The sequence below is a fragment of the Ectothiorhodospira sp. BSL-9 genome, from assembly GCF_001632845.1.
GTDB lineage: Bacteria > Pseudomonadota > Gammaproteobacteria > Ectothiorhodospirales > Ectothiorhodospiraceae > Ectothiorhodospira.
Genome location: NZ_CP011994.1, coordinates 3,380,510 through 3,398,845, shown reverse-complemented (window position 1 = coordinate 3,398,845; position 18,336 = coordinate 3,380,510). Strand labels below are relative to the sequence as shown.

At 63.1% G+C, this 18,336-nt stretch carries 15 protein-coding genes and 1 other RNA gene; 13 read left to right on the top strand and 3 right to left on the bottom strand.

Features of this window, described 5'->3' with window-relative positions; all coding sequences use genetic code 11:
* The 4 genes from cysI (at position 1) to ECTOBSL9_RS15520 (ending at position 4,263) form a co-directional block, all read left to right on the top strand.
* Positions 1-1,692 (top strand): assimilatory sulfite reductase (NADPH) hemoprotein subunit, encoded by a 1,692-nt coding sequence (gene cysI / locus ECTOBSL9_RS15535; protein ID WP_063465817.1) that lies wholly within the window; start codon positions 1-3, stop codon positions 1,690-1,692.
* A 76-nt stretch (positions 1,693-1,768) separates the two neighbouring features.
* Complete coding sequence (locus tag ECTOBSL9_RS15530; RefSeq protein ID WP_063465816.1) at positions 1,769-2,479, top strand: hypothetical protein; 711 nt, start codon at positions 1,769-1,771, stop codon at positions 2,477-2,479.
* 229 nt (positions 2,480-2,708) lie between these two features.
* On the top strand, positions 2,709-3,575 hold the full coding sequence (locus tag ECTOBSL9_RS15525; RefSeq protein WP_063465815.1) for a sterol desaturase family protein: 867 nt from the start codon (positions 2,709-2,711) through the stop codon (positions 3,573-3,575).
* Between the two features lie 64 nt (positions 3,576-3,639).
* On the top strand, positions 3,640-4,263 hold the full coding sequence (locus ECTOBSL9_RS15520; protein ID WP_063465814.1) for a TIGR04282 family arsenosugar biosynthesis glycosyltransferase: 624 nt from the start codon (positions 3,640-3,642) through the stop codon (positions 4,261-4,263).
* Between the two features lie 5 nt (positions 4,264-4,268).
* Here the strand turns inward: ECTOBSL9_RS15520 and ECTOBSL9_RS17715 are convergent, their stop codons facing one another.
* Positions 4,269-4,397 carry a hypothetical protein gene (locus tag ECTOBSL9_RS17715; protein WP_256366318.1) on the bottom strand — a complete coding sequence of 43 codons (129 nt, stop codon included), beginning with the start codon at positions 4,395-4,397 and terminating at the stop codon, positions 4,269-4,271.
* Positions 4,398-4,541: 144 nt separating this feature from the next.
* Positions 4,542-4,895: a transfer-messenger RNA gene (gene ssrA, locus ECTOBSL9_RS15515) on the bottom strand.
* Positions 4,896-5,170: 275 nt separating this feature from the next.
* Between ssrA and purL the strand changes: the two genes are divergently transcribed.
* The 3 genes from purL to ECTOBSL9_RS15500 are packed head-to-tail and all read left to right on the top strand — an operon-like array spanning position 5,171 to position 10,490.
* Positions 5,171-9,067, top strand: a complete 3,897-nt coding sequence (gene purL, locus ECTOBSL9_RS15510; RefSeq protein ID WP_063465813.1) for a phosphoribosylformylglycinamidine synthase — start codon at positions 5,171-5,173, stop codon at positions 9,065-9,067.
* An 11-nt stretch (positions 9,068-9,078) separates the two neighbouring features.
* Positions 9,079-9,735: a TIGR04282 family arsenosugar biosynthesis glycosyltransferase gene (locus tag ECTOBSL9_RS15505; protein ID WP_063465812.1), complete on the top strand. Its 657-nt coding sequence runs from the start codon at positions 9,079-9,081 to the stop codon at positions 9,733-9,735.
* A 26-nt stretch (positions 9,736-9,761) separates the two neighbouring features.
* The gene (locus ECTOBSL9_RS15500) at positions 9,762-10,490 is read left to right on the top strand and encodes a glycosyltransferase (protein ID WP_063465811.1); all 729 of its coding nucleotides are present in this window, start codon (positions 9,762-9,764) and stop codon (positions 10,488-10,490) included.
* Positions 10,491-10,494: 4 nt separating this feature from the next.
* On the opposite strand, the gene ECTOBSL9_RS15495 is transcribed toward ECTOBSL9_RS15500, so the two are convergent.
* Positions 10,495-11,319, bottom strand: a complete 825-nt coding sequence (locus ECTOBSL9_RS15495; protein ID WP_063465810.1) for an NAD(+)--dinitrogen-reductase ADP-D-ribosyltransferase — start codon at positions 11,317-11,319, stop codon at positions 10,495-10,497.
* A gap of 175 nt (positions 11,320-11,494) precedes the next feature.
* On the opposite strand from ECTOBSL9_RS15495, the gene nifH reads away from it, so the two are divergent.
* The 6 genes from nifH (at position 11,495) to nifE (ending at position 18,336) form a co-directional block, all read left to right on the top strand.
* Positions 11,495-12,379: a nitrogenase iron protein gene (gene nifH, locus ECTOBSL9_RS15490; protein ID WP_063466247.1), complete on the top strand. Its 885-nt coding sequence runs from the start codon at positions 11,495-11,497 to the stop codon at positions 12,377-12,379.
* A gap of 118 nt (positions 12,380-12,497) precedes the next feature.
* A complete protein-coding gene (nifD, locus tag ECTOBSL9_RS15485) occupies positions 12,498-13,949 on the top strand; it encodes a nitrogenase molybdenum-iron protein alpha chain (RefSeq protein WP_063465809.1) in 1,452 nt (483 codons plus the stop codon).
* Positions 13,950-14,055: 106 nt separating this feature from the next.
* Positions 14,056-15,627, top strand: a complete 1,572-nt coding sequence (nifK, locus tag ECTOBSL9_RS15480; protein WP_063465808.1) for a nitrogenase molybdenum-iron protein subunit beta — start codon at positions 14,056-14,058, stop codon at positions 15,625-15,627.
* Positions 15,628-15,698: 71 nt separating this feature from the next.
* The gene (nifT, locus tag ECTOBSL9_RS15475) at positions 15,699-15,908 is read left to right on the top strand and encodes a putative nitrogen fixation protein NifT (protein ID WP_025281996.1); all 210 of its coding nucleotides are present in this window, start codon (positions 15,699-15,701) and stop codon (positions 15,906-15,908) included.
* A gap of 164 nt (positions 15,909-16,072) precedes the next feature.
* Positions 16,073-16,783 (top strand): nitrogen fixation protein NifX, encoded by a 711-nt coding sequence (nifX, locus tag ECTOBSL9_RS15470; protein WP_063465807.1) that lies wholly within the window; start codon positions 16,073-16,075, stop codon positions 16,781-16,783.
* 134 nt (positions 16,784-16,917) lie between these two features.
* A complete protein-coding gene (gene nifE / locus ECTOBSL9_RS15465) occupies positions 16,918-18,336 on the top strand; it encodes a nitrogenase iron-molybdenum cofactor biosynthesis protein NifE (RefSeq protein WP_063465806.1) in 1,419 nt (472 codons plus the stop codon).

Below are 18,336 nucleotides of genomic sequence, written 5' to 3'. Positions count from 1 at the left end.
ATGTCTGGCACCGATGTGGAAAAGATCAAGCGCGACAGCCGTCACCTGCGCGGCACGGTGGCTGACGGGCTCCAGGACCCGGTCACCGGCGCCCTTGCGGATTCAGACACCGTGGTCACCAAGTTCCACGGCATCTATCAGCAGGATGACCGCGACGTTCGCAACGCGCGTCGGGAAGCGCGGCTGGAGCCGGCGTATCAGTTCATGATCCGGGTGCGGGTGCCCGGCGGGGTGATCCAGCCGGATCAATGGCTGGCCCTGGACGAGCTGGCCAGTCGTGTGGCCAACGGTACCATCCGGCTCACCACCCGTCAGGCCGTGCAGTTTCACGGCGTGGCCAAGGAAAACCTCAAGACCCTCATCCGCGGTATCGACGCGGTGCTGATGGATTCTCTGGCGGCCTGCGGCGATGTCAATCGCAACGTCATGTGCCACGTCCAGCCCGAAGCCAGCCAGATCCACGCCGAGGCCTTGCAATGGTCACAGCGTCTGAGTGCACACCTCACCCCGAAGACCGGAGCCTGGCGCGAGATCTGGATCGACGGCGAGAAGGTCACCGATGGCGAGCCCGAGGCCGAACCCCTCTACGGGGAGACCTATCTCCCGCGCAAGTTCAAGATCGGGGTTGCCATCCCACCGGTCAACGATGTGGACATCTTCTCCCAGGACCTGGGGTTCATCGCCATGGAAGAGGGCGGGCGGTTGGTGGGCTTCAACGTGACCGTAGGGGGCGGGCTGGGCTGCAGCCACGGGGAGCCCAAGACCTTCCCGCGTCTTGGTGACGTGATCGGTTTCGTCCCACCCGAGCAATTACTCAAGGTGGCCGAAACGGTGGTCGCCATCCAGCGCGACTTCGGCGACCGAGAGGACCGCAAGCACGCGCGCTTCAAATACACCGTCGAGGACCGCGGGCTGGACTGGCTGGTCCGGGAACTGGAGGGGCGCTCACGCGTCTTTCTCGAGCCTGCGCGCCCTTTTGATTTTACCGGCAACGGGGACCGTTATGGCTGGACCGAGGCCGTGGATGGCACCTGGCAAATGAACCTCTTCATCCAGTCCGGCCGGCTGTTCCCGACACAACTCCAGGGCCTGCGCGCGCTGATCGACGAGCACATGGTCAGCGATGTGCGGGTCACGCCCAACCAGAACCTGGTGCTGGCCGGCGTGGATGCCGCAAACCGAGCGCGGATGGAGGAGGCCATCGCCACCTACGGGCTGGACGCGCATGACAAAGCCTCGCCGCTGCGTCTGAACGCCCTGGCCTGCGTGGCGCTCCCCACGTGCGGGATGGCCATGGCCGAGGCCGAGCGCTATCTGCCGGATCTGATCCGCCGTATCGAGGAGATGGCTGCCCGGCATGGGGTGGAAGAGCAGCCGGTCACCGTGCGTATCAGCGGCTGCCCCAACGGATGCTCCCGGCCTTACCTGGCCGAGATTGGCCTGGTGGGCCGGGCGCCGGGCCGCTACAACCTTTACCTGGGAGCGGCCTTTGACGGGGCACGTCTCAACCGGCTGGCGCTGGATAATGCCAGCGAGGCCGAGATACTGGAACACCTGGATGCCGCCTTTGCGGGTTTCGCCGCTGGCCGCGAGCCCGGCGAGCACTTCGGTGACTTCCTGGTGCGTTCCGGATTCATCGCCCCCGCGCATCACGGCCGGGACGTGAACATCCTCCATGATCATCGGACTTAGCATTGAGACAGTTGACCGGGAATCTGACGCGGGCGCACCATCTTGACCCAACTACTGCCAGCTTCACGCCCAACGCATGCCGACCAACCGTGTCACCTTCAGCTTTTTCCGTTATCCGCTCGGCTACAGCCCGGCAGCCTTCCTCTTTATGGGCTTTCGCCGCCTGTTCATCGGCCCCGATGTGCCCGCTGGCGATATCAGACTCATGGGCTGCGGCGGGGGCGACGGTTTTTCGATCCTGCCCGACCCGCGCACCTACTGCCTGCTAAGCGGGCTGCCAGACCCTGCCGATGATCAGCGCCTGCGGCAAAGCCGTTTCTATCGGCGCATCGCCGGGCCCAGCGAGGCACAACTGCATATCGAGTTGCGACCTATCTCGGGTCACGGCACCTGGGCCGGGCGCGAGCCGTTCGAGTACAGCGGCGAGCGCGTAGCGGATGGGCCCGTTGCGGTCCTCACCCACGCGCGCGTACGTCGTAACCGGGTTCGATCCTTTTGGCGCGCCGTGCCTGCGATCCGGGAGCATCTGCACCAGGTCCCTGGCTGCTGGTTCCATATCGGCTTTGGTGAGACGCCCTTGCGCACCCTGGCCACCTTCACGCTGTGGCAGGATGCCGAACAAATGCGCGCCTTCGCCTACCACGAGAGCCCGCACCATCGCACCCTGCGCGCAGCCCGCCAGCAGGATTGGCTCTCGGAATCAATCTTCGTGCGTTTTCGGGTGGTGCATGTCACCGGCGATCTCAGCGTCTGGTCGCCGCACCTGGCGCCGGGTGCGGCGGCATAGTATCGATCACCGTGAGCGCTGCGGGATGAGCAGCGCGAGAGAGTCGGGCTCTGAACATGTGGATGCACCACCAGTCGTGGCAGCCAACAGGATCCCGACGCTTGCAGGCCCTGATTCCCGCCCATGTCGTCGCAGGCCGAAACTGATGGTCTGGTGATGTATCTAAACAACCCGAGGCAAGCCCCGCGCGGGGGCCTGTCCGTCCTGCTCCACCGAGGTGATATCGAACATGGGAGACTGGGTGATGGCGCAGGAGCCAGTGATTCGACTGGGGTTCCTCTTCGGCGTGGTGGGCATCATGGCAACCCTGGAGGTTTGGCGGCCCCGCCGGCCGCTCTCGGTGAGCAAGCCCTACCGGTGGATCAACAACGGCGGCATCGTGATGCTCGACACCCTGCTGGTGCGGGTACTTTTCCCCGCGGGCGCCGTGGGCTTGGCACTGTATGTGGAGGCGCAGGGATGGGGCCTGTTCCAGGTGCTGGATCTTCCCGGCTGGCTGGTGCTTCTGCTGTGCGTGGTGATTCTCGATTTTATTGTCTGGGCACAGCATGTGTTCTTCCATGCCGTCCCGGCACTGTGGCGACTGCATCGCGTACACCATGCCGACCTGGACTTCGACCTGACCACTGGTTTGCGCTTTCATCCGCTGGAGATCCTGCTGTCCTTTGCCCTGAAGGCCGCGGCCATCGTTGCCCTGGGGGCACCGGCACTGGCCGTGTTGCTGTTTGAGGTCATCCTGAGTTCCATGGCCTTGTTCAACCACTCCAACGTTCGCCTCCCTGAAGGCCTTGACCGGTGGCTGCGTCGCTTCATTGTCACGCCTGATTTCCACCGGGTGCATCATTCCTGGCATCCCAACGAGACCAATGCCAATTTCGGCTTCAACCTCTCCTGCTGGGACCGGCTGCTGGGCACCTATCAGGCGCAGCCCCGCGAGGGGCATGATGACATGACGATCGGCATCAACCAGTTCCGCGAGCCAGAATGGACCCGTCTGGATAAATTGCTGGTGCAGCCCTTTGTCGGCCCCGATCACAGCTATCCCATCAACCGCCGCCCGGAGGATGCACCGGCGCACCGCAAGGATCCATCGTGACCAGGCGGACGCTGGCGGTGATCGTGCCGGTCCTGGGCGCCGCTGTGGCTGAGGCAGGATCTCCATGATTCCCGAAACGCATATCCTGATCTTTGCCAAGGCTCCCCATGCCGGCCTGGCCAAGACCCGCCTCATCCCGGCGCTGGGCCCCCAGGGCGCGGCAGCGCTGGCTGAGCGTCTTCTGAACCATGCCATCCACGAAGCCCTTGGCGCTGACCTCGGGCCGGTCACCCTGTTGAGAACCCCGGATGACGCTGGCGCGTGGTCGGATATCCCTCTGCCCACACGCCTGACCACCGCTCCTCAGGGAGACGGCGATCTGGGCGCGCGCCTTGCCCGGGGTGCCGCGCGGGTACTGGCCTGCGGCCAACAAAGGGTGCTCGTCATGGGCACCGACTGCCCCGGACTCACACAGGATCGTCTGCGTGCCATGGCGCTCGCCCTGGCTGCCCATGATGCCGTCATGACCCCGGTGGCCGACGGGGGTTATGCGGCGTTGGCACTGAGTCGTTTTCATCCGACCCTCTTCGGTGGGATCGACTGGAGTACCTCGCGGGTAGCCCAACAGACCCGCGAGCACATTCGCGCACTGGGCTGGTCCTTGAATGAGCAACCGGCATTGTGGGACATCGACGAACCCGATGATCTGCGCCATCTCCCAGGCCACTGGGAGGAATGCACCGGATGAGCGATTCACGCGCTCAAATGGAGCAGGGCAGCCATGGCCACCGCACCGGGCAGGCCGGTCAACCTGGCGATCCGGGCCAGCACGGCCTGGCGGTGTGTGGGTGTGAGGAGGGTCTGCGCGTCCTGGATCGGCATCAGGGGCGATGGCGATCCAATCGCGTCCGCGATCTTGGACGATGAGCTGCCGAATCACGACCGTAGGAACCCGCGCGAATGCGCGGGAGCCGGCGCGATCGGGCAAGAAAAAAGGCCAACAGCGAACTGTTGACCTTTGGGTATTGGTGGAGGCGGCGGGAATCGAACCCGCGTCCGCAAGCCCTACGCCATTGGTACTACATGCTTAGTTCGTCTTTTCAGTTAACGCCGCGGCCTCCGACGAACAGGATGCGTTGGCGCGAGCCCGCTTGGTTTTAACGGTTAAGACCCGGGCAGGTCCGCTCCGCGAGCTTGTGTGCGATGACCTCTGAGTAGAACCCACAAGCAGGTCCAGTCAGAGGCTAGCCGGTTTTTAAGCGGCCAGAGCGTAGTTGTCGTCGTTGGCAACTATAGCGTTACAGCATGATTTACGAGGTAAGCTGTATCCTCGGCATGCACCTCAGGTTTCACGACCCACGTCGAAGCCAGGTCGCCCCCGGTGTTGTAACAATAGACATGGTACCCGGGGGGGAGTTCCCTGTCACTAGCCCGTCCGGAAGAAAAAACGGGGTTGCTGGCCTTTCATGGCGGTGTTCGGAGGGGGATGCGCGGCCAGGGCCGCTCCCACAGGGGCATGCACGGGCATGGGGTGGGGGCTTTCCCGGGGCGGCTCCCATGGGGGGCGCTGTGTTTCCAATGGGGGCAATCGGGGGCTTTTGGGGCGCTTTTCAAGTATCATGGACGGCTTTTCAAGCCTGAGTTCGGGGTCTTCAATGCTGTGTCTTCCGGGTAGTCCCTCCCTGTCCAGTTTTCGTCGTCAACGCCTGCTGGAGGATCTGCGTCGTCAGGTGCCGGGGATCAGCGGGGTGTGGGCCCGATTCGAGCATTTCGTGCAGACGGAGCGGGAGCTGACCCCCGATGAACACCAGGTGCTCGGGCAGTTGCTCAGCTATGGCGAGCAGCCTGATGACGCATTGGCAGAGCAGGGGCAGCTGGTGCTGGTGGTGCCGCGCATCGGCACGATCTCACCCTGGTCCAGCAAGGCCACCGACATTGCCCGCAACTGCGGGCTCGACGGCGTGGTGCGGCGGATCGAGCGGGGTACGGCCTTCTGGCTCAAGGCTGACACTGCGCTGAGCACCGAGGATCTTCACCGGGCATTGCCATTGCTGCATGACCGCATGACCGAGACCGTGCTTACCGACCGGGACGAGGCCGAAGGGCTGTTCTCCACGGCCTCCCCGGCACCGCTGCGGGTGGTGGAGCGGGGCGCCGATGCCAAGGGTGCCCTGAAGCGGGTGAACACGGAACTGGGTCTGGCACTCACCGACGATGAGATCGACTACCTGGTGGAGGCCTACGAGGCCCTGGGTCGCGACCCCACCGACGTGGAACTGATGATGTTCGCCCAGGCCAACTCCGAGCATTGCCGCCACAAGATCTTCAATGCCGACTGGGTGATCGACGGGCGTCCCCAGGAAAAATCCCTGTTCGCCATGATCCGCAACACCCACGCCCAGTCTCCCGACGGGGTGCTCTCCGCCTATCGCGACAATGCCTCGGTGATGGAGGGCCATCGGGCCCGTCGCCTGATCCCTGATCCCCGCACCGGCGAATACCAGTCCGTGGAGATGGATCTGCCCATCATCATGAAGGTGGAAACCCACAACCATCCCACCGCCATCTCGCCCTTCCCGGGTGCTGCCACCGGTTCTGGCGGCGAAATCCGTGACGAGGGTGCCACCGGTCGCGGCTCCAAGCCCAAGGCGGGGCTGTGCGGATTCTCCGTATCCAACTTGCGCATTCCTGGCCTGGAACAGCCCTGGGAGGAGGATTTTGGCAAGCCCGAGCGGATCGAGTCGGCCCTGAACATCATGCTGGAGGGCCCCATCGGTGCGGCGGCCTTCAATAATGAATTCGGGCGCCCGGCCCTGGCGGGCTATTTCCGCACCCTGGAGGCTGAAGTGCCCGGGCCTGCGGGCACCGAGCTCAAGGGCTATCACAAGCCCATCATGATCGCCGGCGGGGTGGGCAGCATGCGCGCCGAGCATATCGAGAAGCAGGCCCTGCCCGAAGGCACACCGGTGGTGGTGCTGGGTGGTCCGGCCATGCTGATCGGCCTGGGGGGCGGTGCGGCGTCTTCCATGGCCAGTGGCGAGAGTGCCCAGGAACTGGATTTTGCCTCGGTGCAGCGAGGCAATCCGGAGATCCAGCGACGCTGCCAGGAAGTGATCGACCGCTGCACGGCCCTGGGTGAGGCCAACCCGGTGCTCTCCATTCACGATGTGGGCGCCGGCGGGCTGTCCAATGCCATCCCTGAAATCCTCAACGATGCCGGTCGCGGTGGCAGTATCGAACTGCGCACCGTGCCCTCCGATGAGGAAGGCCTGTCCCCCATGGAGATCTGGTGCAACGAGGCCCAGGAGCGCTATGTACTGGCCATCGAGGCCGATCGCCTGGATGATTTTGTGGCCCTGTGCGAACGGGAGAGGGCGCCGTTTGCGGTGGTGGGTACGGCCACGGCGGAGCAGCGCCTGCTGGTGGGCGACGCCCTGCTCAATGCAACGCCCGTGGACATGCCCATGGAGGTGCTGCTGGGCAAGCCCCCCAAGATGCTGCGCGATGTGCACCATCAAACCTTCCAGAAGCCGGAAGTGGATACCGGCGTGGTGGATCTGGCCGAGGCCGTGGAGCGGGTGCTGCAACTGCCTGCGGTGGCCTCCAAATCCTTCCTGATCACCATCGGTGACCGCACCGTGACCGGCCTGGTGGCCCGGGATCAGATGGTGGGCCCCTGGCAGGTGCCCGTGGCCGATGTGGCGGTGACTGCCAGTGATTACGATGGCTACACCGGCGAGGCCATGGCCATGGGTGAGAGGGCGCCCATCGCCATGGTTCACCCGGCGGCTTCGGGTCGCATGGCCATTGGTGAGGCGATCACCAACATCGCCGCCGCTGCGGTGGATGACCTGTCGAGGATCTGCCTGTCTGCCAACTGGATGGCCGCCACCGGTCATCCCGGCGAGGATGCGGCCCTGTTCGATACCGTTCGCGCCGTGGGCGAGGAGCTGTGCCCGCGCCTGGGGATTGCCATTCCGGTGGGCAAGGACTCCCTGTCCATGCGTACGGTCTGGGAGCAGGACGGCGAGCAGCGCCTGATGACCTCGCCTTTGTCGCTGATCATCTCGGCGTTTGCGCCGGTCTCGGATATCCGGCAGACCCTCACCCCCGGGTTGCGCACCGATCAGGGCGATACCGACCTGATCCTGATCGATCTGGCCAAGGGTCGCCAGCGCCTGGCGGGATCTGCCCTGGCCCAGGTGACCGGTCAGGTGGGGCATCACGCCCCGGATCTGGATGATCCGGACACCCTCAAACGATTCTTCGCCGCCATCCAGGATCTGCGGCGCGAGGGGCATCTGCTGGCCTATCACGACCGGTCCGATGGTGGCCTGCTGGCTACCCTGTGCGAAATGGCCTTTGCCGGACGCACGGGCATTACCGTGCATCTGGATGATCTGGGTGATGACACCCTGGCGGCGCTATTCTGCGAGGAGCTGGGCGTCGTGATCCAGGTGCGTCACGACGATACCGAAGAAGTGTTGTCCATGCTGCATGGTGCCGGCCTTGCGCATCACAGTCATGTGATCGGCACCCTGAACGACGCCGGGCAGATCGAATTCCGGCGTGGTCATCAGGTGGTCTTTGCGGACAGCCGAGCCCGTCTCCAGCAGTGCTGGGCCCGCACCAGTTACCACATGCAGGCCCTGCGGGATGACCCCGACTGCGCCCGGGAGGAGTTCGAGGCCCTGATGCCGGATGACGATCCGGGCCTCAATGCCCATCTGACATTCGACCCCACAGACGACCTGGCGATGCCCTTCATTCAAACGGGCGCGCGGCCCCGGGTGGCCATCCTGCGGGAACAGGGCGTCAATGGTCAGCTGGAGATGGCGGCGGCCTTCCACAGGGCAGGCTTCTGCGCCGTGGATGTGCACATGACCGATCTCATGGAGGGCCGGGTGGATCTGGCCAGCTTCCAGGGGCTGGCAGCCTGCGGTGGATTCTCCTATGGCGACGTGCTCGGTGCCGGCGGGGGGTGGGCTCGATCCATCCTGTTCAACGCCCGCCTGCGGGACGCCTTCCAGGCCTTCTTCGAGCGTTCCGATACCTTCTCTCTGGGGGTATGCAATGGCTGCCAGATGCTCTCCCAGCTCAAGGACCTCATCCCGGGGGCAGGGCACTGGCCACGTTTTGTGCGTAATCGCTCCGAGCAGTTCGAGGCCCGTTTTTCGCTGGTGGAGGTGACCCAAAGCCCGTCCATCATGCTTGCAGGGATGGTTGGTTCGCGTCTGCCGGTGGCTGTTTCCCATGGTGAGGGTCGTGTCGCACTGGGCAATACGGATGTGGATGCCTTGTCGGGTTCCGGGTTGGTGTCGCTGCGTTATGTGGATCATTTTGGTCGGACGACGGAGCGTTATCCCTTCAACCCCAATGGTTCCCCCGAGGGCATTACCGGGCTGACCAGTCACGATGGTCGTGCCACCATCATGATGCCGCATCCGGAGCGGGTGTTCCGTACCGTGCAGCATGCGTGGGCCCCGGCCGAGTGGGGCGAGGATGGTCCCTGGCTGCGGATGTTCCGCAATGCCCGGTTGTGGGTCGGGTGAGGGGCATTGTCATGTCTGCAAGTGTTGAGGAAATCCCGGTCCTGGTGTTCACGCGGGCCCCGGTGCCGGGGCGCACCAAGACCCAATTGATCCCGGCCGTGGGCGCCGAGGATGCCTGCCGTATCCACAAGGCCATGGTACGTCACGCCATGATGGTGGCCTGTGCTGCGGACTGCGGCTCGGTGATCATCCATGGTGCCCCGGATGCCAGTCACGTCTTTTTGCGCAAGCTGGCGGTGGATTACGGCTGTGCGCTGACCTCCCAGCAGGGTATCGACCGGGGTGATCGCCTTCAGGAGGCCCTGGGGCGTGCCCTGGAGTGCTTTGGTGGGGCCATTGTCATCGGGACTGACTGTCCGGAGATGACAGTGCAGGACATCCGCCAGGCCGCTGACAGCCTGCGATCGGGTCGGGATGCGGTGCTGGGGCCAGCCCATGATGGGGGCTATGTGCTGATCGGCATGCGTCGGGCGGAACCGCAGGTGTTCCAGGGTATCGAATGGGGCACGGATCAGGTTTTGGCGCAGACCCGGTCGCGGTTCGAGGCCCTGGGTTGGTCCTGGGATGAGCTGGAATCGCGGCAGGATCTGGATACGCCGGAGGACTGGGAGATCTTGAGAGAAAGCTATCCCTGGCTGAGCCCCGCTGCCCTGGCCCTGAACGAGTAACCGTTTTTGGAGCGCCCCGTTACCTCATGTCAGAACACCCCCAAGTCTCCATCATCATCCCCGCCTGGAACGAGGCCGACTGGATTGGCCGGACCCTGGAGGCCGTGAATGCCGCCCGGGCGGAGCAGCCGGAGATCTCGGAGGTGATCGTGGTGGACAACGCCTCCACGGACGATACCGCCGCCATCGCCCAGGCTGCCGGGGCCCGGGTGGTCTTCGAGCCGGAACAGCGCATCGCCCGCGCTCGCAACGCCGGTGCTGCCGAGGCCCGTGGTGAATGGCTGATCTTCGTGGATGCCGATACCTGGCCCGATGGCCCGTTGCTTCAAGCCACGCTGCGGGCCCTGGGCAGTGGTCAGGTCTGTGGGGGTGGGGCGCGTATCCGCTTTGATCGCCTCTCCCTGTCGGCCTACCGCCTGGGCGTGATTGCCTGGAACGGGTTGTCCTCCCGGCTGCGCCTGGCGGCTGGCTGCTATGTCTTTTGTACCCGCGATGCCTTCGAGAGGGTAGGGGGCTTCACCGAGAAGGTGTATGCCGGCGAGGAGGTGTTCCTTTCCCGTCGTCTGGCCCGCGATGGTCGGCGGCGGGGTCAGGTGTTTCGCATCCTGGACGAGCCCCCGGTGCTCACTTCAGGGCGCAAGACCGAATGGTTCGGCCCCTGGCAGCATCTGCTCATGACCCTGGTGGTTTTGCTGGTGCCCTTTGCCCTGCGTTCGCGGCGGCTGAGCTGGTTCTGGTACCGACGCCCGTCGTGATCGCTCACAGGGTGCTCAGACTTACCTCGTACACCCCGCCGATCGCCAGATGTTCCCCTTCTCCCCTCAGTAGTCCGGGCAACAGTTCCTGGAAGCAGCACACCTTGGCCATCGGCACCCGAACGGTGAGGATGTAATCCCCGAATTCGTCCGCCCGCTCCCGGTGGCTGGAAAAGGCGTTCACGTTGTTGAACAGCACCACGGCCCGCTTGCCCCTGCGCCAGAGCACTTCGTGATCCTCCAGACCATTTACCCCACGGTACAGGGTGAGATGGGTCTGTTCCGGATATTGTCGGCCCAGTTCGTACTGACAAAAGCCGAATAGCAGGTCCATCTGCGATTCCAGGGCGTTGGTGTTGTAAAGCCCACAAGTCCGTTCGTGCATGAAGCGGGCATAGCCTTCCCCCTCGTTATCCTTGAGCGGCTGCCGGTGAAATCGGGTCATCAGCCCAAAGCGTGACTCCACCCAGCCCTTGAGCACCGCCGCCTCGCGCCCGTCCGGGTTGAACCACCAGCCCCGCACCAGGCGCAGATAATCCGCATTGCCGCGCCCCCCGTCCCCCTCCAGCCCGCAGGCCGACAGGTCATCCAGGCAGAAATGACCGCGCATGTAGGCCTTGAAGTCCTCGGCCCTGAGTTCCGGCGTGTCGAGGGTGTCCAGGTGTTGCCACAGGTAACGATGCAGATCACCAAGGCCATCGATCATGAGTGGTGTTGGATGCTGCTGGTAGGTGAGGCTGCCCAGGATCACGGCCGGCAGATTGCAGCGGTTGATGGGCAGGCGGGCGCAGGCGGGCAGGGTGGGGGGAGGGGACGTGTCGTTATCCATACAGAGTTAGGGTCTTTGTCGGGTATCCCACGCGTAGTGTCGGTCCGGTTGTTCCGTATAAAAAGTATTTAAAACAGTAACTTGATATCTAAAAGCATTGCTGGCACGTGGTTTGCAACCCCTCCTGATGAAGACACACACACAGTCCACAGCTCAGGCAGAGGAGATTGAAGCCATGCCCACACGTCAATGTGCAATCTACGGTAAAGGCGGTATCGGCAAGTCCACCACCACCCAGAATCTGGTCGCCGCCCTGGCGGAGGCCGGCAAGAAGATCATGATCGTCGGCTGCGACCCCAAGGCCGACTCCACGCGACTGATCCTGCACGCCAAGGCACAGAATACCATCATGCAGATGGCTGCTGACGCCGGCAGCGTTGAAGATCTGGAACTGGAAGATGTTCTCAAGACCGGCTTCGGCGACGTCAAGTGCGTCGAGTCCGGTGGCCCCGAGCCGGGCGTCGGCTGCGCCGGCCGCGGTGTGATCACGGCCATCAACTTCCTGGAAGAGGAAGGTGCTTATGAGGATGATCTGGACTTCGTGTTCTACGACGTGCTCGGCGACGTGGTCTGCGGTGGTTTCGCCATGCCCATCCGCGAGAACAAGGCCCAGGAGATCTACATCGTCGTGTCCGGCGAGATGATGGCCATGTTCGCAGCCAATAACATCGCCAAGGGTATCGTGAAGTACGCCAGTTCCGGCAGCGTGCGCCTGGCAGGCCTGATCTGCAACAGCCGTAACACCGACCGCGAAGATGAACTGATCATGGCGCTGGCAGAGAAGCTGGGGACCACCATGATCCACTTCGTGCCCCGTGACAACGATGTGCAGCGTGCCGAGATCCGTCGCATGACCTGCGTGGAATACAACCCCAAGTCCAAGCAGTCTGACGAGTACCGCGCGCTGGCCCAGAAAGTGGTCGATAACAAGCACTTCGTCGTGCCCACTCCGTGCAGCATGGATGAGCTGGAAGACCTGCTCATGGAGTTCGGCATCATGGATGTGGAGGACGAGAGCATCGTCGGCAAGTCGGTCGAGGCGGACCAGGCCACGGCCTGAGTCCTCGAAAAGCGGTCGGGTAAGCCCCATGGGGCTGCCCGGCGGTGAACCCAGTCCACCCCATTCCACCTGACGCATGTCCACGGATGAGTGGCGGCGAACAGAGGAGTCCATCGAAATGTGCGCTATGAAACGTGACGAGGCTGAAGCCCTCATCCAGGAAGTGCTTGAAGTCTATCCGGAAAAGGCCAGGAAGGATCGCGCCAAGCACCTGGCCGTGAATGACCCCAATGTGGAACAGGCCAAGAAGTGCCTGGTGTCCAACCGCAAGTCCGTGCCCGGTGTCATGACCATTCGTGGTTGTGCCTATGCCGGTTCCAAGGGTGTGGTGTGGGGCCCGATCAAGGACATGATCCATATCTCCCACGGCCCGGTGGGTTGCGGTGCGTACTCTCGTGCGGGTCGTCGGAATTACTATACGGGCCACACCGGGGTGAACACCTTCGGCACCATGAACTTCACCTCCGACTTCCAGGAGAAGGACATCGTCTTCGGCGGCGACAAGAAGCTGGAGAAGATGATCGACGAGATGGAGACCCTGTTCCCTCTGAGCAAAGGGGTCAGCATCCAGTCCGAGTGCCCCGTCGGGCTCATCGGGGACGACATCGAGTCGGTGGCCAAGAAGAAGACCAAGGAGACGGACAAGCCCGTCGTGGCCCTGCGCTGCGAAGGTTTCCGGGGTGTGTCCCAGTCCCTGGGTCACCACATTGCCAACGATGCCATCCGCGACTCGGTGCTGCCGCGCCGGGATGATGATCACAGCTTCGAGTCCACCCCCTACGATGTGGCCCTCACGGGTGACTACAACATCGGTGGTGACGCCTGGGCCTCGCGCATTCTGCTCGAGGAGATGGGCTTGCGGGTGATCGCTCAGTGGTCCGGGGATGGCACCATCTCCGAGCTGGAGCTGGCACCCAAGGCCAAAGTGAATCTGCTCCACTGCTACCGTTCCATGAACTACCTGGCGCGGCACATGGAGGAGAAATACGGCCTGCCCTGGATGGAGTACAACTTCTTCGGTCCCACCAAGATCGCCGAGAGCCTGCGCAAGATCGCCTCGCTGTTCGACGACAAGATCAAGGAAGGTGCCGAACGGGTGATCGAGAAGTACCAGAGCGAGATGGACGCGGTCATTGCCAAGTACCGTCCGCGCCTGGAAGGCCGCAAGGTCATGCTGTATGTGGGGGGCTTGCGTCCCCGTCATGTGATCGGTGCCTATGAGGACCTGGGCATGGAGATCGTGGGGGCCGGCTACGAGTTTGCCCACAACGATGACTATGACCGCACCATCAAGGAAATGGGCGATGCCACGCTGCTGTACGACGACGTGACCGGCTACGAGCTGGAGGAATTCGTCAAGCGGGTGCGTCCGGATCTGGTGGGTTCGGGGATCAAGGAGAAGTACATCTTCCAGAAGATGGGCATCCCCTTCCGTCAGATGCACTCCTGGGATTATTCAGGCCCGTATCACGGCTACGACGGCTTCGCCATCTTTGCCCGGGATATGGACATGACCCTGAACAATCCCTGCTGGGACAAGCTGCAGGCCCCTTGGAAGAAGGTCGCCTGAGGAAAAACCTGCCCGTGGCGCCGACGCAACCGGCGCCACGGTGACCACCTGATGATGTTCCCCAGACCGTAGTCCACAGATTGGTGGCGCGGCAGGAGAAGAGACCATGAGCCAGAATCCCGAAAACATCAAGCCCTGTTACCCCCTGTTCCAGGACGAAGACTACCAGCAGGTGCTGGCCCGCAAGCGGGAAACGTCCGAGGAGGCCCACAGCCCGGAGAAGATCCGTGAGGTCTTCGAGTGGACCACCACCGAGGAATACAAGGAACTCAACTTCCAGCGCGAAGCCCTCACCGTTGATCCGGCCAAGGCCTGCCAGCCCCTGGGTGCAGTGCTCTGCTCCCTGGGTTTTGAGAAGACCTTGCCCTATGTGCACGGCTCCCAGGGTTGCGTGGCCTATTTCCGCACCTACTTCAATCGGCACTTCCGCGAGCCCATCGCCTGTGTGTCCGACTCCATGACCGAGGATGCCGCCGTCTTCGGTGGCCAGAAGAACATCATGGAAGGCCTGCAGAACGCCAAGGCCCTGTACAAGCCGGACATGATTTCCGTGTCCACCACCTGCATGGCCGAGGTCATCGGTGACGACCTCAATGCCTTCATCGGTAACGCCAGGAAGGAAGGGTACATCGAGGAAGATTTCCCCACGCCCTACGCCCACACGCCTTCCTTTGTGGGCAGCCACACCACGGGCTGGGACAACATGTTCGAGGGCACGATCCGTTACTTCACCCTCAATCACATGGAAGACAAGGAGCCGGGCAAGAACGGCAAGATCAACCTGGTGCCAGGCTTTGAAACCTACCTGGGCAATTACCGGGTAATGAAGCGCATGATGAAGGACATGGATGTGGACTTCAGCCTGCTGTGCGACCCCGAGGAAGTGCTCGACACCCCCGCCGATGGTGAATATCGCATGTATGCCGGGGGAACCACACAGGCAGAGATCAAGGATGCGCCCAATGCCCACGACACGCTGCTGTTGCAGCCCTGGCAGTTGGACAAGACCCGCAAGTTCGTCAAGAACACCTGGCATCACGAGGCCCCGAAGATCAGTATCCCCATGGGTCTGAGTGGCACCGACGAGTTTCTGATGAAGGTCTCGGAAATCACCGGCAAGCCCATCTCCGCCGCTCTGGAGAAGGAGCGGGGCCGCCTGGTGGACATGATGACCGACTCCCACACCTGGTTGCATGGCAAGAAGTACGCCCTGTACGGGGATGCGGACTTCGTGATGGGCATGACCCGCTTCCTGCTGGAACTGGGCGCCGAGCCGCGTCACATCCTGTGCAACCATGCCAACAAGCGCTGGAAGAAGGCCATGGATGAGATGCTCTCCCAAAGCCCTTACGGCGCCAAGTCCGAGGTGTATTTCAACAAGGATCTGTGGCACCTGCGCTCGCTGTTGTTCACCGACAAGCCGGACTTCCTGATCGGAAACTCCTACGGCAAGTTCCTTGAGCGCGACACCCTGGCCAAGGGCAAGGAGTTCAAGGTGCCGCTGGTGCGGATCGGCTTCCCCATCTTCGATCGTCACCATCTGCATCGCATGACCACCCTGGGCTATGAGGGCGGCATGTACATCCTCACCACCCTGGTGAACTCGGTGCTGGAGCAGCTGGATGACGAAACCCAGGAAATGGGTGTGACGGACTACAGCTACGACCTGGTGCGGTAATAGGTTTGCCCCTCACCCCAACCCCTCTCCCTCAAGGGAGAGGGGCTTCTGTATCGAAGCGAGAACACACCATGCCAAGCGTCATGATCAACAAGACGGAATCGGGAATGTCCTTCTACGTCCCCAAAAAGGACCTGGAAGAGGCTATCGTTTCCATGGAGCACGAGGGGCCGGGGCGCTGGGGTGGCGAGATCACTCTGGCTGACGGCTCCCGTTACTTCCTGGAACCCATGGACGAAGCTCCCCGGTTGCCCATCACCCTGCGCGCCAAGCGCCTCTGAGCCCAAGGCACGCTCCGTCCGGCACACCCACCTCAGACGGGGCTTCGCTCGCGAAGGAGTGCCCGCAGCCAGGATCAGCCGATGGGCGTCATCGGCGCCATGCGCCCCCGAGGGATCGGGTGACCGCGCCTGCCACCGATTTAAACATTAGATGAGGTACCCCCATGTCCACCGACATCCTCGACCGTGAATGCGCCCTGCGGATCGCACTGGCCAAGAAGGTCATGCCCGGGATTGAACTACCCCGGTTGCTCGAGATCATCATTGAGCGCATCGGTGCTCCCATCAAGGAAGAAGCGTTGGCCTCGATGACGGTCGAGGATCTCAGGCAGGGTCTCAAACGCACCCGCCATCCCGATATCGAGCAGGATGAATGCAACAGCCAGAGTCTGGAAATGGCCGTGCGCTATCTGTCTGGCGAACGGGAGGTGGAGCCGGATCTGCCTGCCGTGGAGTCTCTTGGCGAGGATGACATGCCCGGCTCCATCCGCATTGCCCTGGCCTCCAATACCGGCGACAAACTGGATGGCCATTTTGGTTCCTGTGCCCGTTTTCTGATCTATCAGGTGTCCCAGGCCGCGGCGCGGCTGGTGGAGATCCGTTTCACCGACGAGGCGGACAAGGCAGAGGATCGCAACGCCGCGCGGGCGCAACTGCTGTCGGATTGTCAGTTGTTGTACGTGGAGAGCATTGGCGGCCCGGCGGCAGCCAAGGTGATCCGCGTGGGCGTGCATCCCATCAAATTGCCGGACACTCCTGCAGCCTCTGAGGTGATCGCCCGCCTGCAAGCAGTGCTGGAAGGGACGCCACCGCCCTGGCTGGCGAAGGTGATGGGGCGGGAGCCGGGGACAGTGGCCCGGTTCGGCGAGGGCTGATTTGTTGCCTGACCTCCCCGTTGTCGCCTTTCCTACACGCCATTGAAAAAATAAATACCTAATAAACAATAACTTGAAAATGGCCCGCGTCTTGCATTTCTCCCTGCAAAGCCGATTCCGCAGCGGAGCAGACAATGAAGGCACAGGACATCAAGGCATTGCTGGATGAGCCGGCATGTGACCACAACACCAAGGAAAAGTCCGGTTGCGCCCGCCCCAAGCCCGGGGCCGCGGCCGGGGGATGCGCATTTGATGGGGCCCAGATCGCCCTGCTGCCGGTGGCGGATGTGGCCCACATCGTTCACGGCCCCATCGCCTGCGCGGGTAACTCCTGGGATAACCGCGGTACCCGCTCCTCAGGGCCTGACCTGTTCCGCCTGGGCCTGACCACCGACCTCACGGAGCAGGATGTCATCATGGGGCGCTCCGAGAAGCGTCTGTTGCATTCCATCCGTCAGGCGGTGGAATCCTTCAATCCGCCGGCCGTCTTCGTCTACAACACCTGCGTGCCCGCCCTGATCGGTGACGATGTGGAGGCGGTCTGCAAGGTGGCCCAGGAGCGTTGGGGTGTGCCGGTGGTGTTCGTGGACGCCGCAGGCTTTTATGGCTCCAAGAACCTGGGTAACCGCATCGCTGGCGAGTCCATGGTCAAGCAGGTGGTGGGCAGCCGCGAACCCGAGCCCCCACCCGAGTCGGCACAGCGCCCCGGCATCACGGTGCATGACATCAACCTGATCGGCGAATACAACATCGCCGGCGAGTTCTGGCATGTGCTGCCGCTGCTGGATGAACTGGGGTTGCGCGTGCTGTGCACCCTGTCCGGGGATGCCCGCTATCACCAGGTGCAGACCATGCACCGGGCTGAAGCCAACATGATGGTGTGCTCCAAGGCCATGATCAATGTGGCCCGAAAGCTCCAGGAAGGCTACGGCACGCCCTGGTTCGAGGGCAGTTTCTACGGCATCAACGACATGTCCCACGCCTTGCGCCAATTCGCCCGCTTGCTGGGCGACCCGGACCTCACGGGGCGCACCGAAGAGCTCATCGCCCGTGAGGAGGCCCGTATCCGTGCCGAACTGGCCCCCTGGCGGGAACGTCTGGCGGGCAAGCGGGTGCTGCTCTACACCGGCGGCGTGAAATCCTGGTCCGTGGTCTCGGCCCTTCAGGATCTGGGCATGGAAGTGGTGGCCACCGGCACCCGCAAATCCACCGAGGAGGACAAGGCCCGCATCCGCGAACTCATGGGGGAGGACGCCCGCATGATCGAGGACGGCAATCCCAAGGCCCTGCTGGGCATCTTCGAGGAAACCCGGGCGGACGTGCTCATCGCCGGGGGGCGCAACATGTACACCGCCCTCAAGGCCCGTATTCCCTTCCTGGATATCAACCAGGAGCGCGAATCCGCCTACGCGGGCTACCAGGGAATGCTGGAGCTGGCCCGTCAACTGGCGTTGACCCTGGAGAGCCCCATCTGGCCCCACGTGCGTCAGCCCGCCCCCTGGGACAGTACCGGCATGCCCCTGGACTCCCACACCCATCAGGAGGCCCGCTGA